The organism is Cloacibacillus sp. An23, assembly GCF_002159945.1.
Taxonomy (GTDB): domain Bacteria; phylum Synergistota; class Synergistia; order Synergistales; family Synergistaceae; genus Caccocola.
This window is the reverse complement of the sequence record NZ_NFJQ01000012.1, coordinates 17,580-34,149: the sequence shown is the minus strand read 5'-3', so window position 1 is coordinate 34,149 and position 16,570 is coordinate 17,580. Positions and strand designations below refer to the sequence as shown.

The following is a 16,570-nucleotide window of genomic DNA, read 5'->3' as shown; positions in this document are numbered from 1 at the left end:
AGACCGACAAAGGGGGAAACTCCGTGCCTCTGATAGTGATACCGACGCCGGTCGGCAACCTCGGCGACATGACGTTGCGCGGCCTCGAAGAGCTGCGCGCCGCCGACGTGATAGCCTGCGAGGACACGCGCCACACTCTGCGGCTGCTCAACCACTTCGGCATAAAAAAGCCGCTGCTTTCATGCCACGAGCATAACGAGCGCGAGCGCGCCGCCGAAATAATGCGCCGCGTCGAGGCCGGCGAGCGCGTCGCTCTCGTCTCGGACGCCGGAACGCCGGGACTCTCCGACCCCGGAGCCGCCGTCGTGCGGGCCGCGATAGAGCGCGGACTGCCCTTCGACGTGCTGCCCGGCGCGAACGCGCTGCTTCCCGCGCTGCTCATCGCGGGGATAGGCATGGAGTCATTCGTTTTCGTAGGCTTTCTCAAAGGCAAAAAAGACGAAAAGTTCAAACGCCTCGCGGAGCTGAAAAATCTGCGAGAGACGCTCGTATTCTACGCCGCGCCGCATCACCTGAAGGACGACCTCGCGCTCATGGCGCAGTCCCTCGGAGACCGCCGCGCCGTGCTCGTGCGCGAGATAAGCAAAATCCACCAGGAGCGCATAGAAGGGACGCTCGCCTCCTTTTGTGATACAATGCCGGAGGATAAGATACGCGGCGAGTTCGTCTGCGTCGTCGAGGGCGCTTCGGAGGAAACCCCGGAAGCGGACGGCGCGGACTGGCGCGAAGAGGCCGCGGCGCTCGTCTCATCAGGCGTCTCGACGAAAGCCGCCGCAGAAGAGATAGCGTCCCGCTTCGGCGTACAGAAAAACAGCGTAAAAAAATTTATCATAGAAAATTGCATCAGGGAGGCATAAAGTATGTCAGGTAAACCATTTTATATCACGACGCCGATATACTACGTCAACGACGTGCCGCACATAGGCCACGCCTACACGACTATAGCGGCGGACGTACTGAGCCGCTGGCATAAATCCGGCGGAGACGACAGCTATTTCCTCACGGGGACCGACGAGCACGGCCAGAAGATACAGACCGTTGCGGAGAAAAAGGGCATAACCCCGATCGAACTTTGCAACGAAGTCGTGCAGAACTTCGAACGCCTCTGGAAAGCGCTCAACATTCAGAACGACGACTTCATACGCACCACGCAGCCGCGCCATGAAAAGGTCGTTCAGGAGATATTCCGCCGCCTTATGGCTTCCGGCGACATCTACAAAGGCGAATACGAGGGCTGGTACTGCGTGCCCTGCGAGACCTACGTGCCCGAGGCGCAGATGGCCGAAGGGCAGACCTGCCCCGACTGCCACAGGCCGCTCACGAAAATGACGGAAGAGACCTACTTCTTCCGCCTCTCCAAATACGCCGGGCCGCTGATCAAATTCTACGAAGAACATCCCGACGCGATAATGCCGAAGGAGCGCTACAACGAAGTCGTCAGCTTCATCAAAAGCGGCCTGCGCGACCAGTCAATCTCGCGCACGACGCTCAAGTGGGGAATACCTCTCCCCGGCGACGAGAAGCACGTCATCTACGTATGGTTCGACGCGCTCATCAACTACCTGTCGGCGCTCGGCTATCCGGAACCAGGCGAAAAATGGGAAAAATACTGGCCCGCCGCCCGCCACCTCGTCGGCAAGGACATCATCCGCTTCCACTGCGTGATATGGCCCGCGATGCTCCTCGCCCTCGGCCTCAACCCGCCCGTGCGCGTATTCGCACACGGCTGGTGGACCGTCGAAGGCGAAAAAATGTCGAAATCGCTCGGCAACGTCGTAGACCCGTTCGAGATGGAGACCCTCTACGGAGTGGACCCGTTCCGCTACTTCCTGCTGCGTGAAGTGCCCTTCGGACACGACGGCGACTTCTCAGAGCTCGCGCTCGTACAGCGTATCAACTCCGACCTGGCGAACGACCTAGGCAACCTGCTCTCGCGCTCGCTTCAGATGATCGACAAATACCGCGAAGGGATGCTCCCCGCATTCGGAGCGCAGACCGAGCTCGACAAAGAAATCGAAACGCTCGGCGAAAAGACAGTCGCCGACATGGACGCGCTGCTCGACCGCTTCGCTTTCGACGACGCGCTCAAAGCCCTCTGGGCCTTCGTGAGCCGCGCGAACAAATACATCGACGAGACGGAGCCCTGGAAACTCGGACGCGAAGGCGACGTCGAACGCCTCGACGCCGTGCTCCGCACGCTCTGGGAAGCGCTGCGCCTCTCCGCGGTGCTCGTCGCTCCGTTCATGCCCGACACCGCCGCGCGCATATGGAGCCAGCTCGGCCTCGAAGGAGAGCCCGGCGCAGGCGCGCGCGCCGCATGGAAATGGGGAGAAGGCGGCGAAGGAATCAAAGTCAACCGCAGCGGGATACTCTTCCCTCGCATCGACATAGAAAAGTGGAAAAAGGAAAAAGAGCAGCGCGACCTCGAAAAGCGCGCTAAGCTCGACCCGACCGCCTTTTTCAAATATCAGGAACCGAAGCCGCAGATAGAATACGACGACTTTGCGAAACTCGACCTCCGTGTCGCTCTCGTAGAAAAAGTCGAAGTCGTGCCGAAGGCCGACAAGCTCTACGTGCTGAACCTCGACCTCGGCAACGAGAAGCGCGTGATAGTCTCGAGCATCCGCGAGAACTACAAGCCAGAAGAGCTAGAAGGCAAAAAAATAATAGTCCTCTGCAACCTCAAGCCCGCGAAATTCCGCGGCGTCCAGAGCAACGGAATGCTCCTAGCCGCCGAAAGCCCAGAAAGCCGCTACGAAGTCCTTACCCTCCTAACGGTAATGGACGACTCGATACCGGCGGGCAGCAGGATAAGCTAGATTGTACCGATGAAAAAATAACAAGCGCACAAAGCCCGGCACCGCAAAAGCGAAGCCGGGCTTCGCTTTTTATCACATATCATATTGAAAAACACCGCCTTCAATACCAAAGGCAACATTCAGATTTGATTTCTTATGCTAGTGTCAAGCTAAACATCTAGGGAAAGAATGCTTAGATAGGAATTCGGCATACTGTACTGCTGGGGAATAGCTTTTCAGGGCTATTGTAAGGATGTAAGAAAGGTAAAAAAATAGCAAGGCCGAAGCCTTGCTATTACTGAATTTTCTGGTGGAGCTGAGGCGATTTGAACGCCCGACCCCTTCCGTGCGAGAACTATAATGTATTACTACTTGTAACATTTGGTATAAAATCTAATATTATAAACCTATGATATAACTTGTTTTATCACGTTTTTAACGTTACAATCTGTGATATAGCCTTTCGTTGCCTTAAAAGCGGCGGAGTAAATACAGAGTAACGGGGCGTGATTACTATATGGCAAAGGCGAAACTTACTCAGACGTTTATCAACAATTTGACGGTACCGGAGAAGGGATACTGGATAAACGATGAAGCGATGCCGGGGCTTCGTCTTTATGTCGGCGCGTCTGGTTCCAAGACCTATTATATCAGCTATAAAAATGCGAAGGGAAAGAAAGACTCTTATAAGATCGGCGATGAGAAGTTATTTACGCCGATCCAAGCGCGCGAAACCGCGAAAAAATTCCTTGCCGAAATGGCTGTTGACGGCACTGACATCAAGCGGCTACGCAACAAAAGCCAGCAGCCTACAATTAGAGAACTTGCAGATAAATATCTTGCCGCAGGCGGCTCACAGGTCACGTATTCCATTGTTATGCGCTTGACTGATTTTCTGGATGAAATAGCCACAAACCTGACGCCGCTTGCTGTTTCTACTTGGCGTGTAAAAGAAAAGGAGCGCACCGGGAACAAAGACAGTTCGCTTAATAAAAAAATAACGAGCTTGCGCGCCATCTTGAATTTCGGAGTAACGAACGGCTTGATTGAAGCCAATCCGATAGCGAATGTGAGAAAACTCAAAGAAGTTGATTCAAAAGCGAAAACTCGCTACCTTACCGAGGACGAACGCGCACGGCTTCTTGCTGCTCTTGACAAATACGACGATGAACAGCGAGAAGGCCGCGCGCGTTCCAGACTGCACAGCAACCGGCGTTATCTCCCATCAATGGAAGGCTGGGCCTTCGCAAATTATTTCAAGCCCGTCATATTGCTCTCGCTCAACACTGGGATCCGCCGTCATGCTCTTCTCTCGCTTCGATGGGACGATATAGACCTTGACGCCGGCACAGTTACACTGCGCGCCGATACAGCAAAAAGTAAAAAAGCCGCCGTCCTTCCGCTCAACAGCACAGCGCTTAATGTCCTGCGTCGGTGGCACGCACAGCGTGTAGACGGCAACCCGCTGGTGTTCCCGTCGCCTCAGACCGGCGGCATAATGGATAACTGTGACAACTCGTTCCGTTGGCTGCTGCGCGAAGCCGGCATTTCAAATTTTAGATGGCATGACATGAGACATAGCTTTGCGAGCCAGCTCGTCATGGCGGGCGTCGATCTCAACACCGTGCGCGAGCTCATGACGCATTCGGACATCAAGATGACGCTGCGATATGCTCACTTAGCGCCAGAGAAGATGCGCGAGGCGGTGGAGCTGCTCAATTAAATACAAACAAATTTTGACTCGCGCGTTAGTGTGAAAACGGCATTCGTCATCCTGAGGTGGCCTGCGTTGCTGCTGTGGGCATGTTTTTGCATCGTTTGAGAATTGTATATTATACGCAAAACAATTTGTGAACCGTTTGGGGTGTTTCACGGTTCACAAATTTATTCGTTGTCATCCAATCAACTCGTAATTTAGGTGTGTCTCACTTATGAGTCTACGCCGCATTCTCGTATTTAAGCAGAAACGTGTCTAGGCGCTCGGCCGCGTTCTGCGGGGTTTGAAAGACTTTGTCCGCAGCGTCTTCAAGGCGAAGCAGCGGCTTGCCGGATATTTTGCCCTGTAAAACGGCGCAACTTGGGACATACGGTTGCTTTTTCTCAAAAAAATAGATAGCCGCCGCCGTCCAGTTGGCCTTATCTGTAGAAGTGGCGCTGAAGATATACGCCGGACGCCCCGTTCTCAACCTCACGCAGCAGTCAATTGGATACATGCCGCCCGGGTCGTATTCCACACTTTGGTATGAAAACATTACGCAGCGGCCCTTGACGCCCTCCGTAATGCAGGACTTGAAGTTCTCTGTATACTTGCTTTTCGCGCGCTCTATCTTCCACATGGATATATCGCCGATTTTCAACAGCCCCTGTGAAAACGTGAAAATAGAATCGACAATATCCTGCGGCGTCCTAATGCCGTCGAGCACCAGACGCCCGTCCTCGTCCTTCATGAAGTGGGATTTTAGGATCCTATCCATTACCTCGGCGCGAGTGTTGTTTTCGAGGCCTATATCCTGATAGCTGAGATACATCAAGGTGTGCCCCTCGTCAGTGAGCCTCCACGTGTCGCCAGTGCGCTTGAGGATAATTTTCAGCTCGTCCCCGTCGCCCAAAACAAACGGTGTGAACACCTGAAAAGCGTCGATGCCGCGGTTCTCTATTTCGATCTGCGTGTTGAGGTTACGCGATATTTCTTCTTGAAGTCCTATAACGTCCGTCATCTCCATACCTCCCTTCGTCAGTCAAATAAAGACGGCGTGCCGCTTTCTGCTAACGCCTGCGGCGTTACCTTGGCAAACTGTAGCATATACTGTATAGCTTCCTCAAGCGAATTATACTCGTCAATTTTTTCAGCATAACCCTCGGCGTCTGCTTTTTGCTCCATATACCGCTGCGTGGCAATGTGCCTGTGCATGCCGCGTACTCGCGTGCGCTCTATTTTGTTTCGGTGTACATGAGAGCTTCCGTTGCAGCGGACGAGGTTGAATTGCTTCCCGTCCGGCAGCTCGACCGACAAGATTACAGAGAAGTCCATAGGATCGTCCGCCGCCTGCCTTGTGCGCATGATAAACCTGCAATCCGAATCTGCCGAAAGCCTCGCGTCGGAACGGTAGTATCCGTACTCTTCGACAGGCGACGTCAGCTTATTCATCTCGTGTTTTGATATTGTTTTAGGCAGCTTAATGAGAGCTTGAAGTTCTTCGTCAGTCATTTTTATTCTTCCTCCTGTTTAATTCCAAAGCCGCCATTCTATTTCACTTTATTTGACCTTCGACAATTACTCGCCTTTCTTCACCGTCACGAAGTTCTTCTCGCCGTCATGCTGGACGAGCAGAATAAGCGACGCACCGGAGCCCCATTTATTGGCAATGTAGGTTTTTACGGCTTCGCGGTCCATGCCGTTTAGGCTCATGCCGTTGATTTCAAGGATTGCGTCGCCGATGGCTATTTTTCCGTGCGCGACGCTGCCAGGCTTAACGTCGGTGACCTCGCCGTTTTCTCCGAGGACAAGGCCGAGCTCTTTCTCGCGCTCATTGCCGGAGCCTGGAAGCTGGTTTACGGCTTCGTTGTGCACTTCTTCGATCGGCGTGCCGTCCAGCACGTGCTTGACCTCTGAAAGCAGCGGAACGAGGTGGTCTATCGAGCGCTTGCGTAACGTCTGACCACCGATAAGCTCCATTTGAGACACCATGAGTTTCACGTTGCCGTCGCGCTCTATGAGGTTACATTTGACAGTGTTGAGCTTCGTTGCAAGCCATACACCGTCATTAAATGACTTCTGGAATGTGATGGTATACGGCGTCACTTCGTCGATTGTGAAATTCTTGCCTGTAAAAATCTCAATGAGGGCGTCCTGTACCTGAGCGGCCGACACGTCCATTATCGTCGTCGTGTAAAGCGACGCGGCGGAAGCTGTTGATGTAAGAGCGAAGATGAGGATAAGAGTTGTTAGAAGTTTTTTCATTGCGTTTTTTATCATTCCTAAAAATCCGATTGAGCTGCTTTTGCACGTTCGTCTAAATATTTCATGGCAATATTGAACTGTTCTCTGGAACTCATATATACATTTACGAGCTTATTAAATTTGTCTTCTTTGATAATTATTAAAGCATTGCCGTCTTTCCATTGGTATTCTTTAATGTATTTATTTGGTTGTTCTGGATCACCGTATCGTTCCCTAAAAATACGCATTATCATATCGGCATCAGATGATTTACAATCAAAAGCAAGCGCGACAAATTTATTGTTACAAAAATAGTACGCAATAAAGTCCAATGAAACATCGCCAATGGATAACTTGTCATTTGTCCTAGTATATATATCAAACCCCCCAGATTCCCCCTCGTATTTAATGTTATTTTGTGTACCTAGGGCTGAAGTAGGATCACCCCATTTTATGCCACGGAATCCGTCTGGACTATTCTTCATTGCAAAGGCAGGTAAAGCCCAAAGGAGCAAGATACAGATAATTAGAACAGCTTTTTTCATAAATATTCCTCTCTTTTTAAATTTAAGTATTTTTTAGTGATGTCCGGCTAAACAATTACTTTATCGTAGCTTTTATATGTTTATTGGCAACAAATAACTTATTTCCCAATACCCACGATTCTGTTTGTCCAGTAACTCAGGGTGGCTTATATATGTGAAATTTACGGCCGTAGTCGCAGCTTTCTTAGAGACGTCGAAAATACGTGATACGTTCTGTATGTCCAATTTACCGATGGCCCAGCAATGTAAGAGAAAACGCTCTGGCATAAGAAGTTCTGCTGCGAATATGTCAGCCTGGCGTTCTTCCTCTGGGGTTTGCATATAGCCATCGCCGCCAGAAAAAGCTACGGATGGGTGCTCCAGTATATAATGACCTATTTCATGCGCGATAGAGAAGCGTTGACGCTGCCTGATTTTATTAGGATTAACCATAATCAGCACTTTGTCTGTGAGTTGTGAGTTCATCAGTGCTGCATCGCGAGAACCGAGCGCATGGTTGGCAAGCGTGATATTAAGATGTTCGCAAATATCGGACAAATAAACCGGAGGTGCTTGAATCTTACAGTGAGCTAGCAGCTTCCTAGCCTCAAACTTAACATATTCGTAATCAGCGGACATAGCTTATATCCTCTTGTCTTTACCTATCAGTTTGAGGCGTGATGAAACGGAACGCCCTAAGACAAAATTTAACCCATCAATAAGAGCCACTTTTTCCTCATCGCTAAAACGGCTCCAATTTTCACCAGTAGAACGAAACCGAGCAACTAAATCTGGGTCGATTTGAGATAGCTCAGACAGCATTTTATCTATAGAATTTTCGCCTTTGGGTGTTAAACTATCATTTTCGCCCATAAGATATGCTACCGATACATTCAAAATTTGAGCTAATTTTAATTTTGTATCATCATCAGGCGTAATTCTGTCATTTTCCCAACGCCATACCGTGTTTTGCGTTGTGCCTAATATCTCACCGAGTTGTGTTTGCGACAGTCCCATATTTTCACGAGCTGCTTTCAAATTTGCACCTATCACACATAGCACCTCCTTACTGAAAATAATATATAGATTCTACGCAATAGGTAGATTTTTAACAATATGCACATCGCGCAATATATGGGACTCTGGTACTATTGCTTATTTGGTAGATTAAGTGCTAATATGACGCGGTAAGCAATATTAATTTAGAGTAGGTGGTGAGCACATGGAGAAACTAAAAGCGCGAAGAAAGGCATTAAAACTAACACAAGCCAAACTCGCTGCTAGAGTTGGTACTACGCAAAATACAATATGGCGTATTGAGAAGGGAAAGCTTAGGCCGAGCTTGGCGCTTTTAAAGAAAATATCAATAGAGTTGAATTGTACGATTGATTCACTGCTCTAAACGCAATATCATGCGATAGCACGATGAGCGCTCCACAAAGCACCATGACAACAACATACAGGCGGTAGGAATTGAGCCAAAAGGGAGGAGAAAATGATGGCCAGATTATCTTTGACCGAAACAGAATTGCAGGAAGTTAAGAACTGCCTGCTGGATTTTGTGAAGCGCGTGACCTCGATAAAAAGTGGGAATCCTGAGCACGTACTTGGGGAAGAAATTGCGATTCTCCCAGAAATAATCAAGCTGCTTATTTGTCCGGCACAATGTACGGCATGCCAATGTCATGCGGATTCCGCACCAACACCGCCGTTTGAAGAGCTCCTTCGGCGTGAATCACCGGCAATACTTCGTCTGTTTGGTAAGGGAAAACAACAGCAGCGTAAAGAGAGCAAAGATTCTGACGAGCCTTTTAGCCCGTTGTAGGAGGGCGCTTCAATGGCAGACATGAAATTGACTTTCCGTTTTTCGGACGATTCGCTAGAACAGGCCTCCATGTGGGCGGATGAAGTCGCCAGAACAGCAATTAAGCTCAAAAATCTTATGGACAACAGGAAATCGCGAGCTTAGTGACCGACTGCGTGAACGGCGCGGCGGACGACGAACGGACTTGCCGGTTCATCTCAGGCGTTAAAGAGAGCACCTTATCCGGCATCCGCTTTCTGCTCTCCATGTGCGAAGCCTCGCCGGAAACGATGGCGGCGCTTTCGACCGCGGCATCAATACTTGACAGTCTAAGCAGTATGCCGGGGCTGATGGGGTAAGAAGCACCGGCGCACCATGAAAACAGCATATGGGCAACGGGAAACTGGTATTTAGGTAAGGATGAGAGCGTAACTATGCCCAGTGTGTAGGCTTTGAATAAGACTGCCCGTTTACTATGAATGGATCGCAGAATTGAGCAGCTGCCAATGTCTGCTCTTTGATTTTCATATATCTCAGCTTATTAGATTGACAGAAGTCCATGATGTTTTTAGCGCGGGCATTGATAGGTAGTACAATGCGCAATCTTAGAGACGGCGATATTTCGCGGGCTGTTTCCAAGGCCGGTATAAGATCATTATCGCCGGAAAGGAGGTAAATTGAATCGTATGACCGTAAGGCAGCCGCTTTTACGATATTGACGGCAATGTTGACATCGGTCATTTTTTCTTCGTGAGCCACAAATTTCTTTCCACAAAATCTTTTCGCGCCTCCGCAGCATGGAGTGTTGCATTCGACCATGCTGATGCGGTCTTTTTGGAGGAATTTGCCGAGAACGACTTTACAGCCGACGCTTTCGTTTATCAGAACATAATCCTGATGCCGCTTTTTGCGTCCCGGATTCCAGTCTGTGAAGGCCGTGAAATAAAAGACATCGGTGAGAGTTTCTTGTGGAAGGAGTAATGATTGAGAAAGCTGCCACAGATTAAGCCATTTGTATTTATGGAGGTTCTTCCGATTGGCAATCGAATGGTAGAGATTGAAACCATCAATGAAAAAGGCTGCTTTTCTCATACATGAACACTCCTAAAAAGAAACCCCGCGTCCGCACTTCAACGATGGAAGCCGAGACCGACCGGGGGGCTGAGAGTAAAACTCTTCAGGGCTTATTGTAAGGAAAATATAACATACGATGTAAAAAAATTCAATAAAAAACTTGAAAAAATTACACTGAGTGCTACACAGTAATAGAATGGTTTACTTTTTCTGCATAAATAATTTTTATGTAATGGAATTAGGAGGTAAAGACAAATGACTGAACTGGCACTTGAACAGACGCGCGAGGAGCTGCGCGCGCTGCTTTTTGAAACCATAAGGAGACTTGATGAATCCGCGGCGGAGAGGCCGCCGAGGCTGCTTACGGATGTGCAGACTGCTAAGTACTTGGGCGTCTCGCGCGGGACTTTGGAAATCTGGCGCGCGCGGAACTATGGGCCGCGATGTCTTGAGCTTGAAGGCAGAGGCGACGGAGAGCGAAAAATGATTCGCTACGACATTTATGATCTGGACAAGTGGGCGTCTGAGCATCCGCGGAAGAAGGAGCGCGAAGCATGAGCACGCAGGACACGGCGCAGGACGTTCTCGCCCGAATAATCGCCCGCGAGCAACAGCGCTATGAAGTCATCGAGAAGAACATCGGGGTTTTATCCGCTGAGCAGGACACATTACTGAAGCAGGGCCTCATAGAGGATAGCTTTAGGCTCAATGTGAAAATAAGAAAACTCTTATACAAGTCGCTGGAGATACACCGCTTCATCTGCAAGCTCAGCGCGATCGCCCATGGTGTGAGCGTAGCGCAGACCTACGACGCTTTCGCGGACGAAGACGACATCCTCATACAAGAATCAAAGAAGGAGGCCGTATAGATGCCGAAAGAAGTAAAGTACGCGCTTTATAAGATAGACCGCCCGGAGGATACTTTTCCGGCCCTCACGATGCACGCATACCGCATGACGAACCGCCTTAACGGACATCCCGTCTGGGTGCCGAAGAGCATAGTCATCCTCGACCCGCCGGACGACCTCGGCAAGCGAAATTTTCACATCCCGCTGTGGTTCTTCAAGAACAAGCGCGTCGCCCCGGAAGCGATCTGCGAGGGAGAGTACCGCGGCATAGTCGGGCTCATCATCTAGGAGGCGCCGTCATGATCCACGAATACATCGCGCTCTGCATACTGGCCTGCGTTATATGCCTGGTTTTCTTCCTGCTGTCGATGCTGTCGAGCTGGCGCAGAAACAGACGCATCGAGCGCCTTATCGCCCGGTACCGCGCCGAAGAACTTCCGAGGAAGGAGTACGCGGACGATGCTTCACGCCCTCGCTGAAAGCTCCTTCATGCTCATGCTCTACGGCAACGAGGACACGATGATGGCCTGGGGCATCCTCGGGCTGGCCTTCGCGGTCTACCGCTCAATCTGCAACTATTTGGACGAAGCTGAACTCGAAAGGAGGGAAGAAGAATGCAGGCAAGAAAATACCTGTACCGCGGCAAGACGCTCGCAGTTGAAGGGCATCCGACGGTAAACGGCACGGGCTACGCCACGTATTTCACCGACAGGAAGGGCACTCGCCACATACTGCTCTACAACGACGAGCTCAAGCTGCGGACGGCGTTCGAGGACGCTCAGGCCGACCTCGACGGCTTCGCGCAGCGGCGCGGCCTCAAAGAAGTCCAATGACGCGGGCAAAAGAAAAGGACCTTCCTGCGCCAACAGGAGAGGCCCAACATGAAAAAAGAAACACTGACCAGATTATAACACACGAAAGGAGCACTCCCAAATGATGCAGTCAGACATGGTGGATTTGAGCCTCAGAGAAATGGCGGACCTTGATACGCAGTTCCGAAAGCTTATCCCTGCGGTGGTGAACTCGCTGAAGGATGAAAAGCAGACGGCGAGCATAACTATCACAGTCTCGTTCAAGCTCTGCGAGGACAGCGACACACTTATCGACATGAGCACAAAAATCAAGCCGACGCTTGCGAGCGAAAAGAAAGCGACGATATGCCGCCGCGACCTCGTAGGCAACCTCAAAGCCGACGCATGGGACCTCGGACAGGCCCGCGTCCGCAGAGACGGTTCGCTCTTCCCGAGCGACGCGCCGACGGAAGAAAACTCCATATAAGAGGACAAAAATATGAACGTCAACATCGAGAAAATAGCCGGCTTGCCAACAGACGGCAGAGTAATGGTATACGGCGGCGATGCTCCGGAGATATTCCAGTATCATGGATTCCGGTATGAAGCGTCGTCCGTGAAAGGCTTCGTCGAGCTCGTAAAAGCTAAAGGCGTTCAGGACCGCGCCGTCGTATTCGGTCACGAGAAAGGATTCTACGCGATCCTCGACGACTCCGTTCAGGACAGAGAGCTCGACACCGTTACGATGCCCTTCAAGTATTCCGTTATCTGCGACGAGTGGATACAGATACTCCAAAGAGGGGCCATATTTAACATCAAAGAGTTCGTCGATTTTCTCAAACGCCGCAGCGACGGCGAAATAGAGAACCTTGATGAACTGCTCTACAACATCAAGAACTTCAAATATGTCACTAGCGTCAGCGGAGATTTCACTTATGACAGCCGCAACAACTATACCTTCGCTGTCAAAGTGCAGGAAGCGGAAGGCACGGTCCGCATTCCTCAATCTTTTATCATGAAATGTGAAATATTCAAGAACAGCGGTTGGGAACAGATGATGGAAATCGAGCTTGAAATTCAGAAGCCGAAATCTCCTGGCGAGCCGCTGTTGTTCCAGCTCTCATGTCCGAAATTCCCGCGCTACCTCCAGGACGCGAAAGAAGAACTGTACGACAGCATGAAGAAAGAGCTCGACGGCTGGCTCGTAGTCGAAGGCAGCGCAAACTTGTAAAAAAGAGGGCCGGACGGAACTGCACTCCCGGCCGGCCCATGTCAAAAGTTACTAAACGGATTATAACACAGCGGAGGATTGACCATGAAGAACTATACGCTTACCGAAAAGCAGCTCGGAACGCTCAAAAAGACGCTTGATTCAATGCTTGAAGCGCCCGGCAAAATCGAAACGGAAATAAACGACGAATACCATGCCGAAGGCGGCGAAGGCGACATCGAGCTGCGCGGCACGCTCGAAGTCATGTTCGGGGACCTCGGCCGCGAGCTGAAATACCTCATCGAAGACGTGGAAAACCAGCCCGCGCCCATCCAGTGGGTGGAGGACGTGAAAGAATTCCGCCGTCTCTACAGGCTGAACACGCCGGCGAAGACAAAGAAAGAGGTCTGGACACAATTCAAGTGCGTCAGGGAAGAGTTATCAGAGCTATTTGACGAAATCTGTGAAAGCGATTTCAGGCCGTCCGTCAAAGTCCTTGACGGCATCTGCGACCTACTGTTCACGACGGTCGGCCTTGCACTCGTTCTTGACTGCGACATACAGGGCGCATTCGCCGAGGTGGTGCGCAGCAACTTAACAAAGCTCGGCGCGGACGGGAAACCGATATACAGGGAAGACGGCAAGGTGCTCAAAGGGCCGAACTTTGAGGAGCCGAAGCTGAAGCCGTTCTTGCCCAAAGAGGCGTCGTGGAATGCCTAATAGGAAGGAGGCTGCGTACATGGGACTGATAGTCGACAGCTTTGCCGGAGGCGGCGGAGCCAGCACAGGCATACGTATGACGCTGGGACGGGACCCCGACATAGCCATCAATCACAACGCTGAGGCGATGGCGATGCACAAGGCGAACCACCCCGGAACAAGGCACTACATCGAAGATATGTGGGGAGTTGATCCGCTTGCCGTCACGGCGGGCGAGCCGGTCGACCTCATGTGGCTGTCGCCGGACTGCACTCATTTCAGCAAAGCAAGAGGCAGCGCGCCGAAATCCGACCGCATCCGCGGGCTCGCATGGACCGCCGTCAAGTGGGCGCGCAGAGTCCGCCCGCGGCTGATAATCCTCGAAAACGTAGAAGAGTTTCAAGATTGGTGCCCGCTGGATAAGCGAGGATTCCCGAAAATGCACCTTCGCGGGACCATATTCAATAAATTTGTGAGGCATCTGCGCCGCGAAGGTTATTCCGTGGACTACCGCGAGCTCGTGGCTTGCGACTACGGCGCGCCGACGTCGCGCAGGCGCTTTTTCCTCATAGCGACCTCCGACCGCACTCCCGCGCGATGGCCCGAGCCCTCTCACGGCCCGGGGCGCAAGCCTTACAGGACGGCGGCGGAGTGTATAGACTGGTCTATCCCTGTCCGCTCGATATTCGAGAGGGAAAAGCCGCTCGTCGAAAACACCATGCGGCGTATCGCAAAAGGCGTTGTCAAATATATTCTCAATAACCCTCATCCGTATATAGTTGACAGAAGCCGCGCAGGTATTGTTTCCCCACACATCACTAAGTTCAGAAGTGGGGCGGTAGGGCAGGAGCTTACGGAGCCCATGCCTACTATAACGGCCGGCGGCAAATCTGAACGCCCAGCCGGAAGTCCTCACGCTCTCGGCATCGTCGTTCCGGCGCTCGTAAAGCAGACATGGGGGGAAAAACCGTGTCAGGACGTGGAAGATCCATTGCACACGGTAACGACGCAGCACAACAAGTTTGCGCTCTGCGCCGCGTTTCTCGCGCAGTACCACACAGAGCAGATGAGGCGCGAGGTCAGAGGGCAAACACTTGACGTTCCTCTCAACGTCATAGACGCCTCGCCGCGCTACGCTCTATGCTGTGCGAATCTACTCAAACATTACAGCGGCGTCGTCGGTCAGAAGATGAACGAGCCGATAGGCACCGTCACGGCGATAGATCATCACAGCCTTGCGGCCTGCACGCTCATGCGCCAGTTCGGCACGTCCAGCGGAGCGGACATCGAGCAGCCTCTTGGGACCGTCATGCCGGACGGATGCGGCGGCAAGACCGGCCTCGTCGCAGCGTTCCTCGACAAATACTATGGCAACGAGAGAAGCGGCGCGCCGGTGACGGAACCGATGCACACCGTGACAGGCAAGGACAGGATGAGCCTCGTTACAGTGCGGATTGACGGCGAAGAATACGTCATAACCGACATTGGCATGAGAATGCTTCAGCCGCGCGAGCTTTTCAACGCTCAGGGATTCCCGCCCGACTACATCATCGACCCGCTGTACAACGGCAAACCGCTGAGTAAATCCGCGCAGGTCCGTATGTGCGGCAACAGCGTATGCCCGCAGGTCGCAGCGGCGCTGGTCAAAGCCAACTGGAAAATTGGAAATGATGAGAAAAGGGAGGCGGCCTAAATGGCGACGATACAGAAAAAGCCCAATGAAGGTGAGCGTAATGTCTGACGCTCCGCTCAAGCCGTGTCTCTGCGGAAACACGAACATCACGATAACGCTGCAAGGCGGCGGGGACTACCGTATCAGCTGCGACGAGTGCGGGTACAGTACTTCCGTACAGCCGGACTTCCTCTTGGCAGCCGCAGAATGGAACCTTCGCAACAAAGACGCCGTCGCGAAAACGTTCCGTCGCGGGCGTCCGCCCAAAAAGGCGCGCAAAGATGGGTAATCCATACACCTGCTACAGCGAGAGCGGTGCGGAATACTTCGTGCGGCGAAGCGAAACTGCATACAGCAGATACGTATATTACAGCGTCGTCGTATGTCACAAGAAAAATGCAGGCGCGTCGTGCGTCAACGAAGTCAGATACGAGAGCGCCGAGGCGGCGCAGTCGGCATTAGACGAGATGGCCCGTGAAAACGGATGGAGGAAAAGAATATGACGGATAGAAATAAAGAAATAGATAGAAAACATAGTAGGCTAACATCAATCTGGGAGTGGGAAGCAGAACGCGTTCGTGCTTCTATGACGTTGCAAGAGGCCGAAGAAGAGGCGTATTTTCAAAATTCGCTTTTGCCATGTCCTTTCTGCGGTGGTTACGTGGAGGCTATGGTAAATAAAAATATGGGGTGGCGCTATGACGGGCACATTACCGCCATTATTTGTCCCAAATGCGGGAACGCCCTACAGTTCAGAGGTATTCTCTCGCCTAATGAAGCGCGTGATATGTGGAATAGGCGTACTGCTGCGTTTGGTGGTTCAAAGGCCGCATCGCATTATCAGCTCTTGGATCAGCAGCCTATCGAGATCATGCAGACGCTTTTCTCAGCGGAAGAGTTCCGCGGCTTTCTATGGGGAAACGTCATCAAATACTCGCTGCGCTACGGTCACAAGGACGAACGCCTCAAAGAGGCCGAGAAGATAGCCCAATACGCGCAGTGGCTTGCGATGGCCGAGCGCGGCGAGACGGTAAAGCCGTGAGGAGGCGCCGGTGATGGAGCTGGTCTATCGTTTTGCCTGCGAGCATCCGGTGTGGACGTTCTTGTATCTGTTCGTAATCGTCTGCGGGATAGAGGCGGTGTTAAAAGCGATTGTCGCCTTGTTCTGCTACGTTACCCAACCGCGCAATAACAACAAGGAGTGACGTGT

General features: G+C 51.7%; 27 protein-coding genes. 20 read left to right on the top strand and 7 right to left on the bottom strand.

Going from position 1 to position 16,570, the window contains the following annotated elements; genetic code table 11:
• Window positions 1-23 precede the first annotated feature (23 nt).
• The 3 genes from rsmI (at window position 24) to B5F39_RS12095 (ending at window position 4,521) form a co-directional block, all read left to right on the top strand.
• Window positions 24-857, top strand: coding sequence for a 16S rRNA (cytidine(1402)-2'-O)-methyltransferase (gene rsmI, locus B5F39_RS12105; protein WP_087368034.1), 834 nt, complete (start codon window positions 24-26; stop codon window positions 855-857).
• Window positions 858-860: 3 nt separating this feature from the next.
• The gene (metG, locus tag B5F39_RS12100) at window positions 861-2,819 is read left to right on the top strand and encodes a methionine--tRNA ligase (RefSeq protein WP_087368031.1); all 1,959 of its coding nucleotides are present in this window, start codon (window positions 861-863) and stop codon (window positions 2,817-2,819) included.
• 496 nt (window positions 2,820-3,315) lie between these two features.
• A complete protein-coding gene (locus tag B5F39_RS12095) occupies window positions 3,316-4,521 on the top strand; it encodes a site-specific integrase (RefSeq protein WP_087368028.1) in 1,206 nt (401 codons plus the stop codon).
• 214 nt (window positions 4,522-4,735) lie between these two features.
• Here the strand turns inward: B5F39_RS12095 and B5F39_RS12090 are convergent, their stop codons facing one another.
• The 6 genes from B5F39_RS12090 to B5F39_RS12065 all read right to left on the bottom strand — a co-directional run bounded on the left by B5F39_RS12090 (window position 4,736) and on the right by B5F39_RS12065 (window position 8,315).
• Window positions 4,736-5,515, bottom strand: coding sequence for a DUF1828 domain-containing protein (locus B5F39_RS12090; RefSeq protein ID WP_158096049.1), 780 nt, complete (start codon window positions 5,513-5,515; stop codon window positions 4,736-4,738).
• 17 nt (window positions 5,516-5,532) lie between these two features.
• Window positions 5,533-6,006, bottom strand: a complete 474-nt coding sequence (locus B5F39_RS12085) for a hypothetical protein (protein WP_087368022.1) — start codon at window positions 6,004-6,006, stop codon at window positions 5,533-5,535.
• A 66-nt stretch (window positions 6,007-6,072) separates the two neighbouring features.
• Window positions 6,073-6,759 carry a PDZ domain-containing protein gene (locus tag B5F39_RS12080; protein WP_087368239.1) on the bottom strand — a complete coding sequence of 229 codons (687 nt, stop codon included), beginning with the start codon at window positions 6,757-6,759 and terminating at the stop codon, window positions 6,073-6,075.
• 17 nt (window positions 6,760-6,776) lie between these two features.
• Window positions 6,777-7,283 (bottom strand): hypothetical protein, encoded by a 507-nt coding sequence (locus B5F39_RS12075; protein ID WP_087368019.1) that lies wholly within the window; start codon window positions 7,281-7,283, stop codon window positions 6,777-6,779.
• A 72-nt stretch (window positions 7,284-7,355) separates the two neighbouring features.
• The gene (locus B5F39_RS12070) at window positions 7,356-7,901 is read right to left on the bottom strand and encodes an ImmA/IrrE family metallo-endopeptidase (protein ID WP_087368015.1); all 546 of its coding nucleotides are present in this window, start codon (window positions 7,899-7,901) and stop codon (window positions 7,356-7,358) included.
• 3 nt (window positions 7,902-7,904) lie between these two features.
• A complete protein-coding gene (locus B5F39_RS12065) occupies window positions 7,905-8,315 on the bottom strand; it encodes a helix-turn-helix transcriptional regulator (RefSeq protein WP_204245118.1) in 411 nt (136 codons plus the stop codon).
• A gap of 169 nt (window positions 8,316-8,484) precedes the next feature.
• On the opposite strand from B5F39_RS12065, the gene B5F39_RS12060 reads away from it, so the two are divergent.
• The 4 genes from B5F39_RS12060 (at window position 8,485) to B5F39_RS12050 (ending at window position 9,425) form a co-directional block, all read left to right on the top strand.
• Window positions 8,485-8,664 (top strand): helix-turn-helix transcriptional regulator, encoded by a 180-nt coding sequence (locus B5F39_RS12060; protein ID WP_087368012.1) that lies wholly within the window; start codon window positions 8,485-8,487, stop codon window positions 8,662-8,664.
• Window positions 8,665-8,775: 111 nt separating this feature from the next.
• Window positions 8,776-9,087: a hypothetical protein gene (locus B5F39_RS12055; protein WP_143330746.1), complete on the top strand. Its 312-nt coding sequence runs from the start codon at window positions 8,776-8,778 to the stop codon at window positions 9,085-9,087.
• A gap of 12 nt (window positions 9,088-9,099) precedes the next feature.
• Window positions 9,100-9,231, top strand: a complete 132-nt coding sequence (locus tag B5F39_RS14670; RefSeq protein ID WP_255376029.1) for a hypothetical protein — start codon at window positions 9,100-9,102, stop codon at window positions 9,229-9,231.
• On the top strand, window positions 9,231-9,425 hold the full coding sequence (locus tag B5F39_RS12050) for a hypothetical protein (protein WP_087368006.1): 195 nt from the start codon (window positions 9,231-9,233) through the stop codon (window positions 9,423-9,425). The genes B5F39_RS14670 and B5F39_RS12050 overlap by 1 nt, the downstream gene beginning before the upstream one ends.
• Window positions 9,426-9,498: 73 nt before the next feature.
• On the opposite strand, the gene B5F39_RS12045 is transcribed toward B5F39_RS12050, so the two are convergent.
• Entirely contained in the window at window positions 9,499-10,158 is a 660-nt protein-coding gene (locus tag B5F39_RS12045; RefSeq protein ID WP_087368003.1) for an NYN domain-containing protein, read from the bottom strand.
• A gap of 237 nt (window positions 10,159-10,395) precedes the next feature.
• On the opposite strand from B5F39_RS12045, the gene B5F39_RS12040 reads away from it, so the two are divergent.
• The 13 genes from B5F39_RS12040 (at window position 10,396) to B5F39_RS14300 (ending at window position 16,565) form a co-directional block, all read left to right on the top strand.
• Complete coding sequence (locus B5F39_RS12040; RefSeq protein WP_087368000.1) at window positions 10,396-10,698, top strand: hypothetical protein; 303 nt, start codon at window positions 10,396-10,398, stop codon at window positions 10,696-10,698.
• Window positions 10,695-11,009: a hypothetical protein gene (locus B5F39_RS12035; RefSeq protein WP_087367997.1), complete on the top strand. Its 315-nt coding sequence runs from the start codon at window positions 10,695-10,697 to the stop codon at window positions 11,007-11,009. The genes B5F39_RS12040 and B5F39_RS12035 overlap by 4 nt, the downstream gene beginning before the upstream one ends.
• A complete protein-coding gene (locus B5F39_RS12030) occupies window positions 11,010-11,276 on the top strand; it encodes a hypothetical protein (protein ID WP_087367995.1) in 267 nt (88 codons plus the stop codon).
• Between the two features lie 11 nt (window positions 11,277-11,287).
• On the top strand, window positions 11,288-11,467 hold the full coding sequence (locus B5F39_RS12025) for a hypothetical protein (protein ID WP_087367992.1): 180 nt from the start codon (window positions 11,288-11,290) through the stop codon (window positions 11,465-11,467).
• A gap of 135 nt (window positions 11,468-11,602) precedes the next feature.
• Window positions 11,603-11,821 (top strand): hypothetical protein, encoded by a 219-nt coding sequence (locus B5F39_RS12020; protein WP_087367990.1) that lies wholly within the window; start codon window positions 11,603-11,605, stop codon window positions 11,819-11,821.
• A 100-nt stretch (window positions 11,822-11,921) separates the two neighbouring features.
• Window positions 11,922-12,266 (top strand): hypothetical protein, encoded by a 345-nt coding sequence (locus tag B5F39_RS12015; protein ID WP_087367987.1) that lies wholly within the window; start codon window positions 11,922-11,924, stop codon window positions 12,264-12,266.
• A gap of 12 nt (window positions 12,267-12,278) precedes the next feature.
• Window positions 12,279-13,010, top strand: coding sequence for a hypothetical protein (locus B5F39_RS12010; RefSeq protein ID WP_087367984.1), 732 nt, complete (start codon window positions 12,279-12,281; stop codon window positions 13,008-13,010).
• 84 nt (window positions 13,011-13,094) lie between these two features.
• Window positions 13,095-13,709: a nucleoside triphosphate pyrophosphohydrolase family protein gene (locus B5F39_RS12005; protein WP_087367981.1), complete on the top strand. Its 615-nt coding sequence runs from the start codon at window positions 13,095-13,097 to the stop codon at window positions 13,707-13,709.
• Entirely contained in the window at window positions 13,702-15,381 is a 1,680-nt protein-coding gene (locus tag B5F39_RS12000; RefSeq protein WP_087367978.1) for a DNA cytosine methyltransferase, read from the top strand. The genes B5F39_RS12005 and B5F39_RS12000 overlap by 8 nt, the downstream gene beginning before the upstream one ends.
• Window positions 15,382-15,421: 40 nt before the next feature.
• Complete coding sequence (locus tag B5F39_RS11995; RefSeq protein ID WP_143330745.1) at window positions 15,422-15,649, top strand: hypothetical protein; 228 nt, start codon at window positions 15,422-15,424, stop codon at window positions 15,647-15,649.
• Window positions 15,642-15,863, top strand: coding sequence for a hypothetical protein (locus B5F39_RS11990; RefSeq protein ID WP_087367972.1), 222 nt, complete (start codon window positions 15,642-15,644; stop codon window positions 15,861-15,863). Before B5F39_RS11995 ends, B5F39_RS11990 begins: the two co-directional genes overlap by 8 nt.
• Entirely contained in the window at window positions 15,860-16,402 is a 543-nt protein-coding gene (locus B5F39_RS11985; protein WP_158096048.1) for a DUF3310 domain-containing protein, read from the top strand. The genes B5F39_RS11990 and B5F39_RS11985 overlap by 4 nt, the downstream gene beginning before the upstream one ends.
• A gap of 13 nt (window positions 16,403-16,415) precedes the next feature.
• Window positions 16,416-16,565, top strand: a complete 150-nt coding sequence (locus B5F39_RS14300; RefSeq protein ID WP_158096047.1) for a hypothetical protein — start codon at window positions 16,416-16,418, stop codon at window positions 16,563-16,565.
• Window positions 16,566-16,570: the final 5 nt, after the last annotated feature.